This is a genomic window from Polaromonas sp. YR568 (genome assembly GCF_943372955.1).
Classification (GTDB): domain Bacteria; phylum Pseudomonadota; class Gammaproteobacteria; order Burkholderiales; family Burkholderiaceae_C; genus Polaromonas.
Map to the genome: position 1 here is coordinate 1,140,418 of NZ_CALSAL010000001.1, position 16,081 is coordinate 1,156,498.

12 protein-coding genes and 1 tRNA gene are annotated in these 16,081 nt (G+C 61.8%); 8 read left to right on the plus strand and 5 right to left on the minus strand.

Features of this window, described 5'->3' with window-relative positions:
- Positions 1-9: 9 nt before the first annotated feature.
- The 8 genes from AAG793_RS05420 to AAG793_RS05455 all read left to right on the plus strand — a co-directional run bounded on the left by AAG793_RS05420 (position 10) and on the right by AAG793_RS05455 (position 8,183).
- A complete protein-coding gene (locus AAG793_RS05420; RefSeq protein ID WP_341905080.1) occupies positions 10-954 on the plus strand; it encodes a cobalamin B12-binding domain-containing protein in 945 nt (314 codons plus the stop codon).
- Positions 955-1,007: 53 nt separating this feature from the next.
- Positions 1,008-2,474, plus strand: coding sequence for a transcriptional regulator PpsR (ppsR, locus tag AAG793_RS05425; protein ID WP_341905082.1), 1,467 nt, complete (start codon positions 1,008-1,010; stop codon positions 2,472-2,474).
- A 215-nt stretch (positions 2,475-2,689) separates the two neighbouring features.
- Entirely contained in the window at positions 2,690-3,580 is an 891-nt protein-coding gene (gene chlG / locus AAG793_RS05430) for a chlorophyll synthase ChlG (RefSeq protein ID WP_341905085.1), read from the plus strand.
- Positions 3,577-5,004 carry a BCD family MFS transporter gene (locus AAG793_RS05435; protein ID WP_341905088.1) on the plus strand — a complete coding sequence of 476 codons (1,428 nt, stop codon included), beginning with the start codon at positions 3,577-3,579 and terminating at the stop codon, positions 5,002-5,004. The genes chlG and AAG793_RS05435 overlap by 4 nt, the downstream gene beginning before the upstream one ends.
- Positions 5,005-5,091: 87 nt before the next feature.
- Complete coding sequence (locus AAG793_RS05440; protein ID WP_341905091.1) at positions 5,092-6,297, plus strand: geranylgeranyl diphosphate reductase; 1,206 nt, start codon at positions 5,092-5,094, stop codon at positions 6,295-6,297.
- Positions 6,294-6,776 carry a TspO/MBR family protein gene (locus AAG793_RS05445; RefSeq protein WP_341905094.1) on the plus strand — a complete coding sequence of 161 codons (483 nt, stop codon included), beginning with the start codon at positions 6,294-6,296 and terminating at the stop codon, positions 6,774-6,776. The genes AAG793_RS05440 and AAG793_RS05445 overlap by 4 nt, the downstream gene beginning before the upstream one ends.
- An 8-nt stretch (positions 6,777-6,784) precedes the next feature.
- Positions 6,785-7,066 (plus strand): hypothetical protein, encoded by a 282-nt coding sequence (locus AAG793_RS05450; protein ID WP_341905096.1) that lies wholly within the window; start codon positions 6,785-6,787, stop codon positions 7,064-7,066.
- Between the two features lie 190 nt (positions 7,067-7,256).
- On the plus strand, positions 7,257-8,183 hold the full coding sequence (locus AAG793_RS05455; RefSeq protein ID WP_341905099.1) for an alpha/beta hydrolase: 927 nt from the start codon (positions 7,257-7,259) through the stop codon (positions 8,181-8,183).
- A gap of 122 nt (positions 8,184-8,305) precedes the next feature.
- Here the strand turns inward: AAG793_RS05455 and AAG793_RS05460 are convergent, their stop codons facing one another.
- From AAG793_RS05460 to AAG793_RS05480, 5 genes are all read right to left on the minus strand, one after another.
- Entirely contained in the window at positions 8,306-11,494 is a 3,189-nt protein-coding gene (locus AAG793_RS05460; protein WP_341905100.1) for a type I restriction endonuclease subunit R, read from the minus strand.
- A 106-nt stretch (positions 11,495-11,600) separates the two neighbouring features.
- Entirely contained in the window at positions 11,601-12,680 is a 1,080-nt protein-coding gene (locus tag AAG793_RS05465; RefSeq protein ID WP_341905103.1) for a Fic family protein, read from the minus strand.
- A 309-nt stretch (positions 12,681-12,989) separates the two neighbouring features.
- The gene (locus AAG793_RS05470) at positions 12,990-14,006 is read right to left on the minus strand and encodes a restriction endonuclease subunit S (RefSeq protein ID WP_341905105.1); all 1,017 of its coding nucleotides are present in this window, start codon (positions 14,004-14,006) and stop codon (positions 12,990-12,992) included.
- 277 nt (positions 14,007-14,283) lie between these two features.
- Positions 14,284-15,831: a class I SAM-dependent DNA methyltransferase gene (locus tag AAG793_RS05475; RefSeq protein WP_341905109.1), complete on the minus strand. Its 1,548-nt coding sequence runs from the start codon at positions 15,829-15,831 to the stop codon at positions 14,284-14,286.
- A 133-nt stretch (positions 15,832-15,964) separates the two neighbouring features.
- Positions 15,965-16,040: transfer RNA gene (locus AAG793_RS05480), tRNA-His, on the minus strand.
- Between the last annotated feature and the right edge of the window lie 41 nt (positions 16,041-16,081).

A 16,081-nucleotide genomic window follows, 5' to 3' on the forward strand; every position in this document is an offset into this window, starting at 1 on the left:
AGAAGTGAGATGGGCTCGTTTTCCAGATATGAATCTGAAAAGCCAGAGGGATCAGGGTTCGGCTCCGCATCGGATCCGTGGCCGGATGCCAGTAACAACTACGCGCAGGGCGTCGAGGGATTCCTGCAGTCCGAACGTGCAGACATGCCCGACCAGACCAGTCTGCGTACCATGCTGCTGGCCAAGGCTGTCGAATACGAAATCATCCCGCGCCTGATGCTGGCACACCGCTTCCCGCACGAATGCTCGATGGACCTGCCCGTGATGGAGCAGGTCTCGCCTGAAGACGTGCTTGAATTTGCGCGCATGGTGCTTCACGACGACGATGCAGCGCTTCAGCGCAGCGTGATGTCCTTCCGGGCGCGCGGCATCCCGATGCAGTCGATCTTTCTGGATCTGCTGGCGCCAGTGGCCCGACATCTGGGCGAGCTGTGGGAGCGCGATCTCTGCGACTTTACCGAAGTGACCATGGGCTTGGGCCGCCTGCAGCACGTGCTGCGCGAGAACAGCGAAGCAGCGGCACCGCCGCCCACACAAACCGATGCCAACCCCGGACGCCGCATTCTGCTGGTGCCCTGCCCCGGCGAACAACACACCTTTGGTCTTTCTCTCGTGGCCGAGTTTTTCCACCGCGCCGGCTGGGACGTATCGACCAATTTCGGCGCCAGCGACGTGTCTCCCGCGGTCATGGTCAAGCAGGGTTGGTATGACGTTGTCGGCTTCTCGCTGGGCAGCGAAACCAGCATCCTGCGACTGGCCGAATGCATTGCAGAGGTGCGCCGCGCAAGCGTCAATACCGGCGTCCCTATAATCGCCGGGGGTGCAGTGTTTGCACTCCATCCGGAATATGCCGCGCAGATTTCCGCCGATGCCATCATCATCAACGGCGGTACAGCCCCTGAAATGGCCGAAAAACTCGCGGCGCGCAACACGCGCATCGGTGTCAGCAGTTGAAACCTCAGCTCACGCCCCCACCTTACACCTAATATCCGGATGAAAGACAACTCATGCAACAGGTAACGCAAGCGTTCATTGACCGGCATTTTGAAATGCCGAGTCAATTCCTTGCCAATCTGGACGTCGATACGGCGGCAGAGTTGATCACAGCCGCGGCAGATGTCGTGTTGGTGCTTGACGACTCTGGCGTCATTCGCGATCTGGCGCTTGGCAGCGACGATCTCCGCACTCAGGGCTGCCACGAATGGCTCGGCAAGACATGGTCTGAAACCGTCACCGTCGAAAGCCAGCCCAAGATTGAAGCACTGCTGAAGAACCCCGTCTCGGGTGACGGCGTTCGCTGGCGCCATGTCAACCACCCGGTGGCTGGCGGTGCGGCGGATCTGCCCCTGTCCTATTCAGTGGTGCCTGTGCGCCGCAAGGGCCAGCCCGCTTCGAGCGAAACCACGCTCACCCTCGCCTTCGGCCGCGACCTGCGCGCGCAGGTGGCGCTGCAGCAGCGGCTGGTCACGGCACAACTCTCCATGGAACGCGACTACTGGCGCCTTCGCCAGGTGGAGACGCGGTATCGCCTGCTGTTCCAGATGGCCACCGAGCCAGTGTTGATCCTCAGTGGCTCCATCGACAAGGTGGAAGAAGCCAACCCGGCGGCCCTCGAACTGTTTGGCGAAAAGGCCAAGCGCCCCGGCTGGGCACTGGCAGACAGCCTTGACTCGACCAGTGCTGACGCGGTTCGCCACATGCTTGATCGCCTTCGCGCCACTGGCCGTGCAGACGCAGTGCAGGTGCGTCTGCTGGAGCAGAACCAGCCGCTCACACTGACGGCCTCGCAGTTCCGCCAGGAAAACTCCCTCCACTTCCTGCTGCGTTTCTCGACCCAGGACTCGGCCGCAGCGGTGAACACCGACAACGGCAAGCAGCAATTGCTGCAGGTGATGGAAAGCGCCCCCGACGCGCTGGTGGTGACCGACATCGAAGGCCGCATCCTCACCGTGAATCGCGCCTTCCTCGATCTGGGCCAGATCGGCACCGAAGACCAGGCGCGCGGCCAGTTGCTTGACAAATGGCTGGGACGCAGCGGCGTGGACTTCCGCGTGCTGCTGTCCAACCTGCGCCAGCATGGCTCGGTCAAACTGTTTGCGACGCAGCTGCGCGGCGAACTGGGCGCGAGCAGCGAGGTGGAAATTTCTGCGGTCTCCGTGGATGCTGGCGATCAGCGCTGCCTGGGCTTCACCATCCGCGACATGGGCCGGCGCCTCACCAGCGACGGCCGTGGCGCCAAGGAACTGCCGCGCTCAGCCAGCCAGATGACCGAACTGGTCGGCCGCCTGCCGCTCAAAGACATCGTGCGCGAAACGACCGACCTGATCGAGCAGCTGTGCATTGAAGCGGCATTGCAGCTGACCGGTGACAACCGTGCTTCCGCAGCGGAGATGCTGGGCCTGTCCCGTCAAAGCCTGTACATCAAGCTGCGCCGCTTTGGCATCGGGGAATCGACCGGTGAAGTGGAACACTGACCTGGCGCGGAATTTCCCGCCCGCTCCAACAAAAAGGCACTCTCGCAGTGCCTTTTTTGCGTTCAGGGCTGGCTGATGTGCTGTTTTTTAAGGTGTTTGTTGAGCTTTTTGTTGCGCTGCGGCACTTTCAGCCGATGGATCACGTCCAGTTTTTGGCCCAGATTTAAGTGTCAATCTCAATTGACACTTGATGGTGTCCGATGTAAAACCTATCCATGACACGCCCCTCTCTCGCCACCGTCACGGAGCTGTTCAAGCCGATCACCTGGTTTCCGCCGATGTGGGCTTTCGCGTGTGGCGTGGTGGCCTCTGGCATTTCGATGGATGGGCGCTGGGGACTGGCGATTGTCGGTGTAGCGCTGGCCGGGCCCTTGGTCTGCGCCACCAGCCAGGCCGTCAACGACTGGTTTGACCGCCATGTCGATGCCATCAATGAACCGCAGCGCCCCATTCCCTCCGGGCGCATGCCGGGCCGATGGGGCCTGTATCTGGCCATCAGCTGGACTTTTGTTTCCCTGCTTGTCGCAGCCGTGCTGGGTCCGTGGGGCTTCGGTGCTGCCGCCATCGGCCTGCTGCTGGCATGGGCCTACAGCGCGCCGCCTGTGCGGCTGAAAGAAAACGGCTGGTGGGGCAACGCGGCCTGCGGCATCAGCTATGAGGGCATCGCGTGGGTCACCGGTGCGGCGGTGATGGCTGGCGGCAGCATGCCGCACGGGCACTCGCTGATTCTTGCCGCGCTCTACAGCGCTGCGACGCACGGCATCATGACGCTGAACGACTTCAAGGCAGTGGCCGGCGACCGGCAAATGGGCGTGCGTTCGCTGCCCGTGCAGCTCGGCGTGGACAAGGCGGCTCGGGTGGCATGCCTCTTCATGGCTGTGCCCCAACTGCTGGTAATTCTTCTTCTGATCCAATGGCAGCGGCCCCTTCATGCAACAGGTGTCGCGGTGCTGGTGCTGCTGCAGGCGTTCATGATGCGGCGCTTCATGCAGGAACCCACATCGCGTGCGCTCTGGTACAGCGGCTTCGGTGTGCCACTGTTCGTGGCCGGCATGATGGTCAGCGCCTTCGCACTTCGTTCGATCAGCATGGCAACAGCCGGATGAACAACCCCGCGCCCTTACAGACTTTTGGCTGGCTCAGCGTGGCCCGCCTCGGTCTGGTGCAGGCGGCGCTGGGTGCCATCGTGGTGCTCACCACTTCGACCCTGAACCGCGTGATGGTGGTGGAACTGGCCCTGCCCGCGCTGCTGCCCGGGTTTCTGGTGGCCCTGCACTACCTGGTGCAGATCACGCGTCCGCGCATGGGCCATGGCTCGGATGTCGGCGGCAGACGCACCCCGTGGATCATGGGCGGCATGGCTGTGCTGGCCACAGGCGGCATCACCGCGTCGCTGGCCACCGCATGGATGGCCACCAACCGCCCTGCCGGTATGGCGCTGGCTGTTGCAGGTTTTGTGTTGATCGGTTTGGGGGTCAGTGCCAGCGGTACATCGCTGCTGGTTTTGCTGGCCAAGCGCGTTCCATCGGGCCGCCGCGCCGGCGCAGCGACCATGGTCTGGATGATGATGATCTTCGGTTTTGCCATGACGGCCGGCCTGGCCGGCCACTGGCTGGACCCGTATTCCCCGGCACGGCTGGTGCTGGTGACCTGCATCGTGGCTGCAGCGGCCCTGACACTGACAGCGGCTGCGCTGTACCGACTGGAAGAACGCGCTCCGCGGGTTCCGGCAAATTCCCCACTGCAGCAGGCCCCTATACAAGCTGCACCTTCCACCGGCCGACCTCAGTTTCTGGAGGCGCTGCAGCAGGTGTGGAGTGAGCCCGCAGCGCGCCGCTTCACCATTTTTGTATTCGTCTCCATGCTGGCCTACAGCGCTCAGGACCTGATTCTGGAACCCTTCGCCGGCACTGTATTCGGCTTTACTCCCGGCGCATCGACGCAGCTGGCCGGTGTGCAGCACGCAGGCGTCTTGCTGGGCATGCTGCTGGTCGCCGCAGCAGGGGCCTGGGGCGCACGTCAGGCCCACCATCCGCTGTGGCGGCATGTGGGCTCGCTGCGCGGCTGGACCATTGGAGGCTGCGTGGCCTCTGGCATCGCGATGGCCGGACTGGTAGCCGCTGGCCTGACAGGCCTTGGCTGGCCGTTGAAGGAAAACGTGTTTCTGCTGGGCGTCGCCAACGGCGCCTTCTCCATTGGCGCCATCGGCTCCATGATGCGCATGGCCAACGAAGGCCGGCAGTCACGCGAAGGCGTGCGCATGGGCTTGTGGGGCGCAGCGCAAGCGGTGGCCTTCGGGCTGGGTGGGCTGGTCGGCACAGCCGCCAGCGACATCGCGCGCTTTTTGATTGCCTCTCCGGGCGTCGCTTACGCCTCGGTCTTCGGTCTGGAGGCCGCCCTCTTCCTGGTCTCTGCAGCACTGGCCTGGAAGATCAGCAGCCCGACTTCATCCCTATCCCCGACAGCAGCAGCGCCACAGGCCACAGGGCCAACGGCACCCGGCAGCTATTCACTGACACCGCAGGCCTGAGATGCAGACCGGCCATCAGGGAATCCATGAACAACAAAACCCGCCACGCGGCCCGATGCAATGTGAAACAGAACCAAGGTGATCACAATGGACTCAACTGAAACTTTCGATGTGGTGGTCGTCGGCGGCGGCCCTTCTGGCGCCACGGCGGCCCATGAGCTGGCCCGTCAGGGCCATTCGGTGCTGCTGCTGGACCGGGCAGGTCGCATCAAGCCCTGTGGCGGCGCGATACCACCCCGGCTCATCAAGGACTTCGCCATCCCCGACAGCCTGCTGGTGGCGCGCGCCCGCTGTGCCCGCATGATTGCGCCTTCAAGGCGGCATGTGGACATTCCCATCGAGAACGGCTTTGTCGGCATGGTCAATCGCGACGCATTCGACGAGTGGCTGCGCGAGCGTGCAGCCGCTGCGGGTGCTGTCCGGCGCACGGGCAGTTTTGTCAAACTGGAGCGCGATGAACAAGGCACCAGCGTCGTTCACTACCTCGTGCGCGACAAGCACACCCGTGGCGAAGGCGTGCCCGCATCGGTCAAGGCGCGAAGCGTGATCGGCGCAGACGGCGCACGGTCTGAAGTCGCCCGCCAGGCGGTGCCCGGCGCCGAGAAAACCAAATACGTCTTCGCTTACCACGAGATCGTCCGCGCACCTGCGGCCCAGACCCCCGGCTATGACGCCGCACGCTGTGACGTCTTCTACCAGGGCACGCTGTCGCCCGACTTTTACGGCTGGGTCTTCCCGCACGGCGACACCATGAGCATAGGCACCGGCAGCGCCGACAAGGGCTTCTCGCTCAAGGCGGCGGTCTCGCGGCTGCGCGCCACAGCAGGCCTTGACGGCACCGAAACCCTGCGCCGCGAAGGCGCACCCATCCCGATGAAGCCCCTGCCCCGCTGGGACAACGGCAGGGATGTGGTGCTGGCCGGCGATGCAGCGGGTGTGGTGGCACCTGCTTCCGGTGAAGGCATTTACTACGCCATGGTCGGTGGTCAACTCGCAGCGGAGTCGGTGCATGAGCTGCTGCAAACCGGCAACGTCGGTGCGCTCAAGCTGGCACGCAAACGCTTCATGAAAACCCACGGTACGGTGTTCTGGGTGCTGGGCATCATGCAGTCCTTCTGGTACCGCACCGACAAGCGCCGCGAGCGCTTCGTGAAGATCTGCGAAGACCGCGACGTGCAGCAGCTCACCTTCGAGTCCTACATGAACAAGGAACTGGCCCGCAAGAAACCGATGGCGCATGTGCGCATCTTCTTCAAGGACATGGCGCACCTGCTCGGGCTTGCCCGGGTATGACGCGCAAGGCCCTCCTCGCACCGATCCTCATTGCCTCTGCCGCCGCGTTGGCGGTGTCCAGCCTCGGCGCCTGGCTGACTGTGCTGGGCCCGTGGTACCGCGCCCTGGTGCGCCCGCCATGGCAACCGCCCGACGCGTGGTTTGGCATCGCCTGGACCACCATCTTCGCGCTGGCCGCTGCGGCGGGCGTGATGGCGTGGCGAGCAGCCCCTGACAGCGCCAGTCGCCGCGCGGTGATTGTGCTGTTCGCCATCAACGGCGCGCTCAACACGCTCTGGAGTGTGCTGTTCTTCCGGCTGCAGCGACCCGACTGGGCCCTGATGGAAATCGGCTTTCTGTGGCTGTCGATTGCCGTGCTGATGTGGCGCTTCAAGGACTGGTCGAAGGCGGCCGCCCTGCTGCTTCTGCCCTACCTGCTGTGGGTGTCCTTCGCCTCCCTGCTGAACCTGTCGACGGTGCGGCTGAACGGCCCGTTTTGACTGCCTTCATGGACACCATGCAATTGCTGTGGCAGAGCGGCTGGCTGGTCGATGCCGTGATTGCCCTCACAGTGCTCGAAACGCTCACCCTGCTGGCCTACCACCGCATGACGGGCAAAGGCCTGCCGCCACGCGCCTACCTGCTCAACATAGTGTCAGGCCTGTGCCTGATGCTCGCCGTACGCAGTGTGCTGGTGAACACCGCCTGGCCGCTGACGGTGCTGTGCCTGAGCGCGGCGGGCATCGCCCACGCCAGCGACCTCATCATGCGCTGGCGCCGCGCCTCCTGATGTTCGACTGACCATCAACTGACCAGAGCAGCTGGGGCTTGCCATGCTCCGTGCGAGTCTGGCAGGCTATCATTCAGCAGCCTGAGCCAGCGGGTACATCAGTGCCTCGCTGCCGTCTTTGCCTTTGCTTTCGTATACAACCGCATGCAGGGCCGCTAACCCCAACCGACCCCAACCGGCGCCATCACCCATGACCTCACCTCTCGTGCACGCACTCAGCGGTGAACGCATCGAATTCGACAGCCCTGCTGGCCGGCTGAGTTATTACGTCGAAGGCAATGGCCCACCGCTGTTGCTGGTGCACAGCGTCAACGCTGCAGCCAGTGCGGCGGAAGTCCGGCCCCTGCACGAGCACTTTCGCCGCACACGCACCGTGTTCTCCATCGATCTGCCGGGCTACGGGTTCTCAGAGCGCAGTGACCGCGCCTACACACCCGCGCTGATGACGCAGGCTCTTCACGCCATGACGGCTGTCATCCGGCAGCGCTGCGGCGAGCAGCCCGTTGATGCACTGGCCCTTTCACTCTCCAGTGAATTTCTGGCGCGCGCAGCTATGGAGCAGCCGCATAACTTTCGCAGCGCTGCCCTGGTGAGCCCCACCGGCTTCAACGGCACCCAGGACAAACGCCGCGGGCCACCGGGCAGCACGCTCTACCTGCCCTGGCTGATGAAGGCCCTGCGCGGGCCGGGATGGGGCGGCGCCGTGTTTCGCAGCCTCACCCGCCCTGGGGTGATCCGCTTTTTCCTGAACAAGACCTGGGGCTCGCGCGACATTGATGAAACACTCTGGCGCTATGACGTGCTGACCGCCAGGCAACCTGGCGCCGAGTTTGCGCCACTGCACTTCCTGTCGGCCGCGCTTTTCAGCCGCGACATCCACAACGTCTATGACACCCTGCAACTCCCGGTGTGGATGTGCCATGGCGTGCGGGGCGACTTCACCGACTACCGGCGCAAAACGACTCTGCAAGGCCGCAGCAACTGGCGAGTCAACGTGTTCCAGACCGGCGCCCTGCCGCATTTTGAAATACCGGCGCTGTTTTGTTCGACCTATGAGGCGTTTCTCGGCTCGGCAGGGGCAGCAAGCCATGCCGCGCCTTCGATCACGGCCAGTTGATTGCAACCGCTCGCCCTGAGCTTGTCGAAGGGCTTCGACAGGCTCAGCCCGAACGGTACGAACTCGCGCATGGCAAGGGCATCAAATGAGCGCCGGGGATTTTAAGAATCAGACACGCAGCTTCAAACCCAACTTTCCCCCAGCGCCTGAGCCTGCTGCAGCACCAATTCGACAGCCGCGTCCTGCTGGTCAGGCGGGTATTTGTACTTGCGCAAAATGCGCTTGACCATCAGGCGCAGCTTGGCCCGCACGCTCTCGCGCGCTGACCAGTCCACACTGATGTTCTGGCGCAGGTTCTCGGTCAGCTCATGGGCGATTTTCTTGAGCGTCTCGTCGGTGAGTTCACGCACCGCCGATTCGTTGTTGGCCAGCGCGTCATAAAAGCGCACCTCGTCTTCGCTCAGTCCCAACTGCTCACCACGCGAAGCCGCTTCGCGGAACTTCTTCGCCATCTCGATCAGCTCTTCCATCACCTGCGCAGTTTCGATGCTGCGGTTCTGATAGCGCTGAATCACGTCGCCCAGCAGGTCTGAAAACTTGCGGTTCTGCACCACGTTGCCGGCAAAGCGGCTTTTAATCTCACCTTGCAGCAGTCGCTCCAGCAGTTCCACCGCCAGATTGCGCTCTGGCAGATTGCGCACCTGCGCCAGAAACGCGTCGTCCAGAATACCGATGTTGGGTTTGTCCAGCCCCACCGCGTCGAAGATATTCACCACTTCCTCTGATACCACCGCCTGGCCGATGATCTGCCGAATGGCCAGTTCGCGCTGCTCATCGGTGCGTTTTTGCGCTGTCAGGTCTTTCTTGGTCAGCAACACACGCACCGCCTGCAGGAAAGCCACCTCGTCTCGCACGGCGCGGGCCTCGTCCAGCGTGCAGCACAGGGTGAAGGCATGGCTCATGGCCAGTGCGGTATCGGCAAATCGCTTCTTGCCGTCGCGCCCCTGCGCAGTGGTCAGACCCAGCACATGGTCAGCCGCGCCAGAAAGCGTTTTGTACCCGCCCTTTGAAAAACCGCCGTAGTCAAACCCATGCAGCATGGCACGCAGCACATCCATCTTTTCCATCAGCAGTGCATACGCTTCATGCGCATCCACCGTCGGCCGCCCGCGCCCCCTGGCCTGGGTGTATTCCTTCATCGCAGCCTTCAGCTCATTGCCAATGCCGATGTAATCCACCACCAGCCCGCCCTGCTTGTCGCGGAACACGCGGTTGACCCGCGCAATCGCCTGCATCAGGTTGTGGCCCTTCATGGGTTTGTCCACATACAGGGTGTGCACGCAAGGTGCGTCAAAGCCGGTGAGCCACATGTCGCGCACGATCACCAGGCGCAGCGGATCGGCTGGGTCCTTGAAGCGCTTTTCCAGCCGCTTCTTGGTTTGCGCGCTGTAGATGTGCGGGCGCAGCAGCGGCTTGTCGCTGGCGCTGCCCGTCATCACGATCTTGATGGCGCCCTTCTCCGGGTCGGCGTCGTGCCAGTCGGGCCGCAGGCGGGTGATCTCGTTGTACAGGTGCACGCAGATGTCGCGGCTCATGGCCACCACCATGGCTTTACCGGTCTGGGCCTGGTTGCGCTCTTCAAAGTGCTGCACCAGATCAGCCGCCACCTGCGCCACGCGTGGCTCGGCGCCCACCACCTTCTCCAGCGCAGCCCAACGGCTCTTGAGGCGGGCCTGCTGGCTTTCTTCCTCGTCTTCGGCCAGCTCGTCCACCTCGTCGTCCAGCGTGGCCAGCTCGTCCTGCTTCAGGCCCAGCTTGGCCAGGCGTGATTCGTAGTAGATGGCCACAGTGGCGCCGTCTTCTCGCGCCTGCTGCATGTCGTACACATGGATGTAGTCGCCAAAAACGGCACGCGTGTCGCGGTCTTCACTGCTCACCGGCGTGCCGGTAAATGCCACAAAAGTGGCGTTGGGCAGCGCATCACGCAGGTGCTGGGCATAGCCGGCCTGGTAAACGTATTCAGCCTGCGGGGCAAACTGTGCGGTGGCTGCGCGCGAGGCCTGGCCGTCGGTCGTCACCACCGAGGGCGGTTGGGGGCTGCTGCGCTTTTTCAGCGTGGCCTCAAAGCCGTATTGCGTGCGGTGCGCCTCATCAGCCATCACCACAATGTTGGCGCGACCACTCAGCACCGGGAACTGGTCTTCGTCTTCCCCCGGCATGAACTTCTGGATGGTGGCGAACACGATGCCGCCCGATGGCCGGTTCGTCAGCAGCGCCCGAAGCTCCTGCCGGGTGCGGGCCTGCACCGGCTGCTCGCGCAACAGGTCTTGCGCCAGGCTGAACACGCCGAACAACTGCCCATCCAGATCGTTGCGATCGGTAATAACGACGATGGTCGGGTTCTCCATCGCGGGCTCCTGCATCACGCGCGCGGCGAAGCAGGTCATGGTGATGCTCTTGCCGCTGCCCTGCGTGTGCCAGACCACGCCGCCCTTGCCCTTCACAGCCGCGTTACCGTCGGGCCGCGATGCCGCCACCACCTGCGCAATCGCCATGCGCACCGCATGGAACTGGTGGTAGCCCGCGATCTTTTTCACCAGCGTGCCGTCGTCTTCAAACAGCACAAAGTACCGCAGATAATCCAGCAGCCACACCGGGGCCAGTGCGCCGCGCACCAGGGTTTCGAGCGCGTTGAACTCGCCCAATGGATCCAGCGCCACACCGTCAATCGTGCGCCAGGCCATGAAGCGCTCGCTGTTGCTGGAGAGCGAGCCCATCAGCGCCTCGGCGCCGTCAGAAATCACCAGCAGCTCGTTGGCCTGGAACACATCCGGAATCTGCTCTTTGTAAGTCTGCAACTGGTCATAGGCCTTCCAGATGCTGGCGTTCTGGTCGGCCGGGTTTTTGATTTCCAACAGCACCAGCGGCAGGCCGTTCACAAACAGGATGATGTCGGGCCGGCGTGTGTGGTGCGGCCCCTTGATGCTGAACTGGTTCACCGCCAGCCAGTCATTGGCGGCCACGTTGGCCCAATCGATCAGCCGCACGAAGTCGCCCCGCGTCTCGCCCGCCACCTGGTACTGCACTGGTACGCCCCCCACCAGCAGCCGGTGGAACTGCCGGTTGGCCGCCAGCAGCGCAGGCGTGCCCAGGTCTTGCACCTGCTTGAGTGCGTCTTCGCGTGCAGCGGCAGGCACACCCGGGTTCAGCCGCGCGATGGCGCTGCGCAGGCGACCGGCCAGCAGCCAGTCGCGGTAGCTGCTGCGCTCGGGCGCTGGCCCGTCGTGCGCGATGTCGGGCCCGTGGGCCACGGTGTAGCCCACATTGGCCAGCCAGCCCAGGGTGTCTTGTTCGAGCTGGTCTTCGGTCATAGGCTGGCCACGGAATCTGTCTGCAGCATCGACAGATTCCTATAATATGTTTAAAAAAACAAAATAAATCGACATATTAAGAGGAAATGTCGATTCGGAACCCATATCAAGCCGCCAGTTCTGCCAACAAGGCATCGTTGATGTAGTACTTCTCACGACCATGCTTCAGTTCTCGCAGCACACCCAGGCCCGCCAGCGCCTGCAGGTAGCTAGAGGCCGTCTGGCGCTTGGCAATTCCCGCGTCCACCAAAAACTGGATCTTGGTGTACGGATGGCGAAAAATCGCCTCGACCAGATCTTTGCTGTAAACCACCGGGCTTTCGCGCTGCACCCGCTCACGCACCTGCTCCATCAGGTCGCGTATCCGGCTGACTTGTTCGTAGGTCTGCTGCGCTGTACTTTCAATGGCCCGCAGCATGTACAAAATCCACGACTCCCACTCCTGCCGCTCGGTCACGCCACGCAGGCCTTCGTAATAAGCCGGCCGGTTGGCAATGATGTAGCGCGACAGAAACATCACCGGAATATCCAACAACTTCTGGTCCACCAGATACAACAGGTTCAGGATGCGCCCGGTCCGCCCGTTACCGTCAGGGAAAGGGTGGATCGCCTCAAACTGATAATGCATCACCGCCATTTTCACCAGCGGGTCCAGGTCATCCTGCGCATGGATGAACTTCTCCAGATTCGACAGCTTGTCGCGAATTACCTCGGCCCCCACTGGCGGTGTGTACACCACTTCACCACTGACCGGGTTTTTCAGCACCGTGCCCGGCACTGCACGCACCTGCATGTCCGACTGCTTGATCAGCTGGACAATCTCGATGAACAGATTGGTTGAAAGTGGCCGGGCTTTCAGCGCATGGAATCCGTGATACAGCGCCTCCCGGTAGCGCAACACCTCTTTGGTCTGAGGGTCGGCCTTGCCGTCGGCGTCAGCATCTGCGCGGTACAGCGCATCGTTGCTGGTCACGATGTTTTCAATCTCTGACGACAGCCGTGCCTCCTGCAGCACGATGCTGCTGATCAACATGCCCTGGTTGGGAATCTGCGCCGCCAGACCACGCAGGCTGGCCAGCACCCGGTTGGCAGCAATGGCCTGCTTGAGCACCGCCTTGGTTTCCAGCTCCACGGCAGGTGGCAGCAATGGCAACTCGTTGTAGGGCTGAAGGCGGTCAAACGGCATGGAGCGACTGGGTATCTGTATGGAGAATGGTTATTTTCTATGCATGTTACCCACGACGTGTCGAAAAAGCACGGGATTTTGGACGTTAATAAGCTGCATGGGTGCGAGATACCCGACACCCACTGGCGTACGGATTAGCGGTACGTTTCTCGATTTTGAAAAAAGTACGGCCAAATAAGTAAGGCCAAATTCTTCAATGCCTGGTTTGCGACGACTCTGAATTTCATTCGGCCCTCAGCTCCCGCCGCAGACCGCCCGTTGAGGGAGCAGCATCAACATCACGACAGGCTGTGACGCGCAAGGGCTGGCTTACGCCTCGGCATCTTCGGCCAGGGCCTCGGCGTCGGGCACGCGCAGTTGGCCGGAGATCAGGCGGGGGAGAAGGGTGTCGCGGAGGGAGGCCAGAGTTTGGGCCTGATTGTGGTTCTCAGATATCTTGCGCTGTGCGGTCGTAACTACGCCGTCAAATGCAGCAGCAACAGAAGCAGAAGGCACCGCAACCGGATACATACCGAGAACGTCGTTCTGCACTCTTTGGCGTCCGCTGGTCCCCGACATGCTTTGAACGGCGTGATCGCGAAAAGCAGTATGCCTGCACAACAGATACCCGAAGTAAGGCGGCAGCGGCGCCTTTGGTCGTAACACGACAAATTCTGTAGAACCCCAGCCAACTTTGTCGCCGGAGAGAAAATCAACAAAACAGGTCTTCCCGTTTTCAAGACATGGGGTAATGCGTGCAAGGAGGGTGTCGCCGTTCAAAAATTTAGTGCCCGAGCCCATCTCACGTTGAATGACGCCTTGAACGACATGCGACTGAATGCCGACGCCAGCCATGTCAAGGTACGGCGCGACGTCACCGCGCTTTAGTTTGCGCGCGGGGTTTATATCAAACGCTTTAGACAATGGGAGCAGGCTCCACCCCCTCGGCACCAAACCCAACTCCGACTCCTCAAACCCATCCGGAAACAGCGCCGCCGTGGCCTCGTCCATGCCTTCGGGGGCGCGGCCTTCCATCTTGGCGCGCACGGGGTCGAAATCGACAAGCCAGGACTTGAACAGGGCCTGGGCGATGGCTTCGAGGGTGGTGTTGGTTTCGCGCAGGAGGGTGATGCGTTCAGAGAGCTCAAAGTAGAGATCACCAACAGCAATTTGTGATTTGCTATCTAGCAGTGGGATGTACAGCTTATCGAAGTCCCCTTTTTTGAAATGCGGAATCATCGTGCCGACATGCATATTGTCGATTTGCGACTGAACGCTATCTGAGCGTAGTACAGCAAACAAATACTTGGGGTAAATCTTCAGCGGATCCGCCCGAACCGCCACCATGTCTTGTGCTATGCAAAAGTCCACAGGGTCCGGAACCCAGTTGGTACGACCCGGACTACCCTTACAAACAAAAAGAATATCACCTGGCCTCGGATGCGCGCGAAACCATGTTCTGTAAGTTTCATCCGAAACAAAACGAGTAGTTTCGTAGCTTGGATAGAGGTCCTTGCCGTTTATGCAGTTTGTGGCGATGAGTGGTAAGCCAGTCTCACCAACCGGACAAGTCTTCCCTCGGTTATCGACAATAGCTGCGAGTAGGTCTGTGAACTTTGCCCACTCAGAACTCATACCCCAGCCCCCCCAGCTTCTTGCGAATCAACGCATCCAGTTCCGCGCCCCTTGCCATCTGCTCGCCCAGCTTTTCCGTGAGCTGTTGCATGGTGGTTGCAAAGTCTTCGTCGTTGTCTTCGACTGCTTCCGCGCCCACGTAGCGGCCGGGGGTGAGCACGTGGCCGTGCTGGGCAATTTCAGTTAGCGGCACGCTGCGGCAAAAGCCGGGGGTGTCCTGGTAGTCGCCTTCACCACGCCAGGCAGCCACGGTGTTGGCAATACGTTCGATGACCTCGTCTTTCAGCTCGCTTTGCACGCGGCTGATCATGGTGGCATGTTTGCGGGCGTCGATAAACAGCACCTGTCCCTGGCGGTGCGCCGGTTTGGCTTTGGTGAGGAACCACAGGCACGCCGGAATTTGCGTGTTGAAGAACAGCTGGCCGGGCAGCGCGATCATCACCTCCACCACGTCGGCCTCGACCATCGCGGCGCGGATTTGGCCTTCGTTGTTCTGGCTACTGCTCATGCTGCCATTCGCCAAAACGATTCCAGCACGACCAGTCGGCTTGAGGTGATGCAGCATGTGCTGCAGCCACGCGTAGTTGGCATTGCCCTGGGGTGGGTCGCCATGCACCCAGCGCGGGTCGCCCGTCAGGCTGGCGTGCCACCAGTCGCTGATGTTGAAGGGCGGGTTGGCCAGAATGAAATCGGCGCGCAAATCGGGGTGCTGGTTGCGCACAAAGGTGTCGGCCGGCTCTTTGCCCAGGTTGAAGTCAATGCCGCGAATGGCCAGATTCATGGCGGCTAGCCGCCAGGTGGTGGGGTTGGCTTCTTGCCCGTAGATGGACACATCGCCAATTTTTCCGCCGTGGGCCTCAATGAACTTCTCGCTCTGCACAAACATGCCGCCACTGCCACAGCACGGGTCGTACACCTGGCCGTGGTGCGGCGCCAGCACAGCGACCAGTGTTTTCACAATGCTGGCCGGCGTGTAGAACTGGCCGCCCCGCTTGCCCTCGGCACTGGCGAACTGGCCGAGGAAGTATTCATACACCTGCCCCAGCACATCGCGTGCGCTGCCCGGCGTTTCACCAAAGCCAATGGTTGAAACCAAATCCACCAGCTCACCCAGCTTGCCGTCGGGCAACTGGGCGCGGGCGTAGCGCTTGTCAAGAATGTTTTTGAGCTTGGGGTTCTCTTGCTCAATCAACGTCAGCGCGTCGTCGATCAGCTTGCCGATGGTGGGCTGCTTGGCTGCAGCGCGCAGCGACTCCCAGCGCGCGGCTTCGGGCACCCAGAACACGTTGACCTCTTTGTAATAGTCGCGGTCTTCCAGCTCCTGCGCCAGCAGCTCGGGCGTGTGGCCGTGCAGAAAGTAGTCGTCGGCCGGGTCGGTGAGGCGGCGCTGCAGCTCGGTGCGGCGCGCGGCGAAGGTGTCAGAGATGTATTTGACGAAGATCAGGCCCAGCACCAGGTGCTTGTATTCAGCGGCGTCCATGTTGGCGCGCAACTTGTCGGCCGTGGCCCAAAGGGTTTTCTTGATGTCGTCGAGCATGTAGGTCCCAGGTCAGTGGCTTGAAGCATCGGTCATTGGCCAAGCATGAGCATGGCACCCCCGATGACTTTCTCAAACTAACTGGCAAAAAAAAACCTGCTACCGATTTGGTAGCAGGTTTTCTTGAATCACTTGGGGTGGCTGATGGGGCTCGAACCCACGACAACAGGAATCACAATCCTGGACTCTACCAACTGAGCTACAGCCACCGCAGCCGCAGATTATAAAACAAAGTGGCGGTGTTGCACGG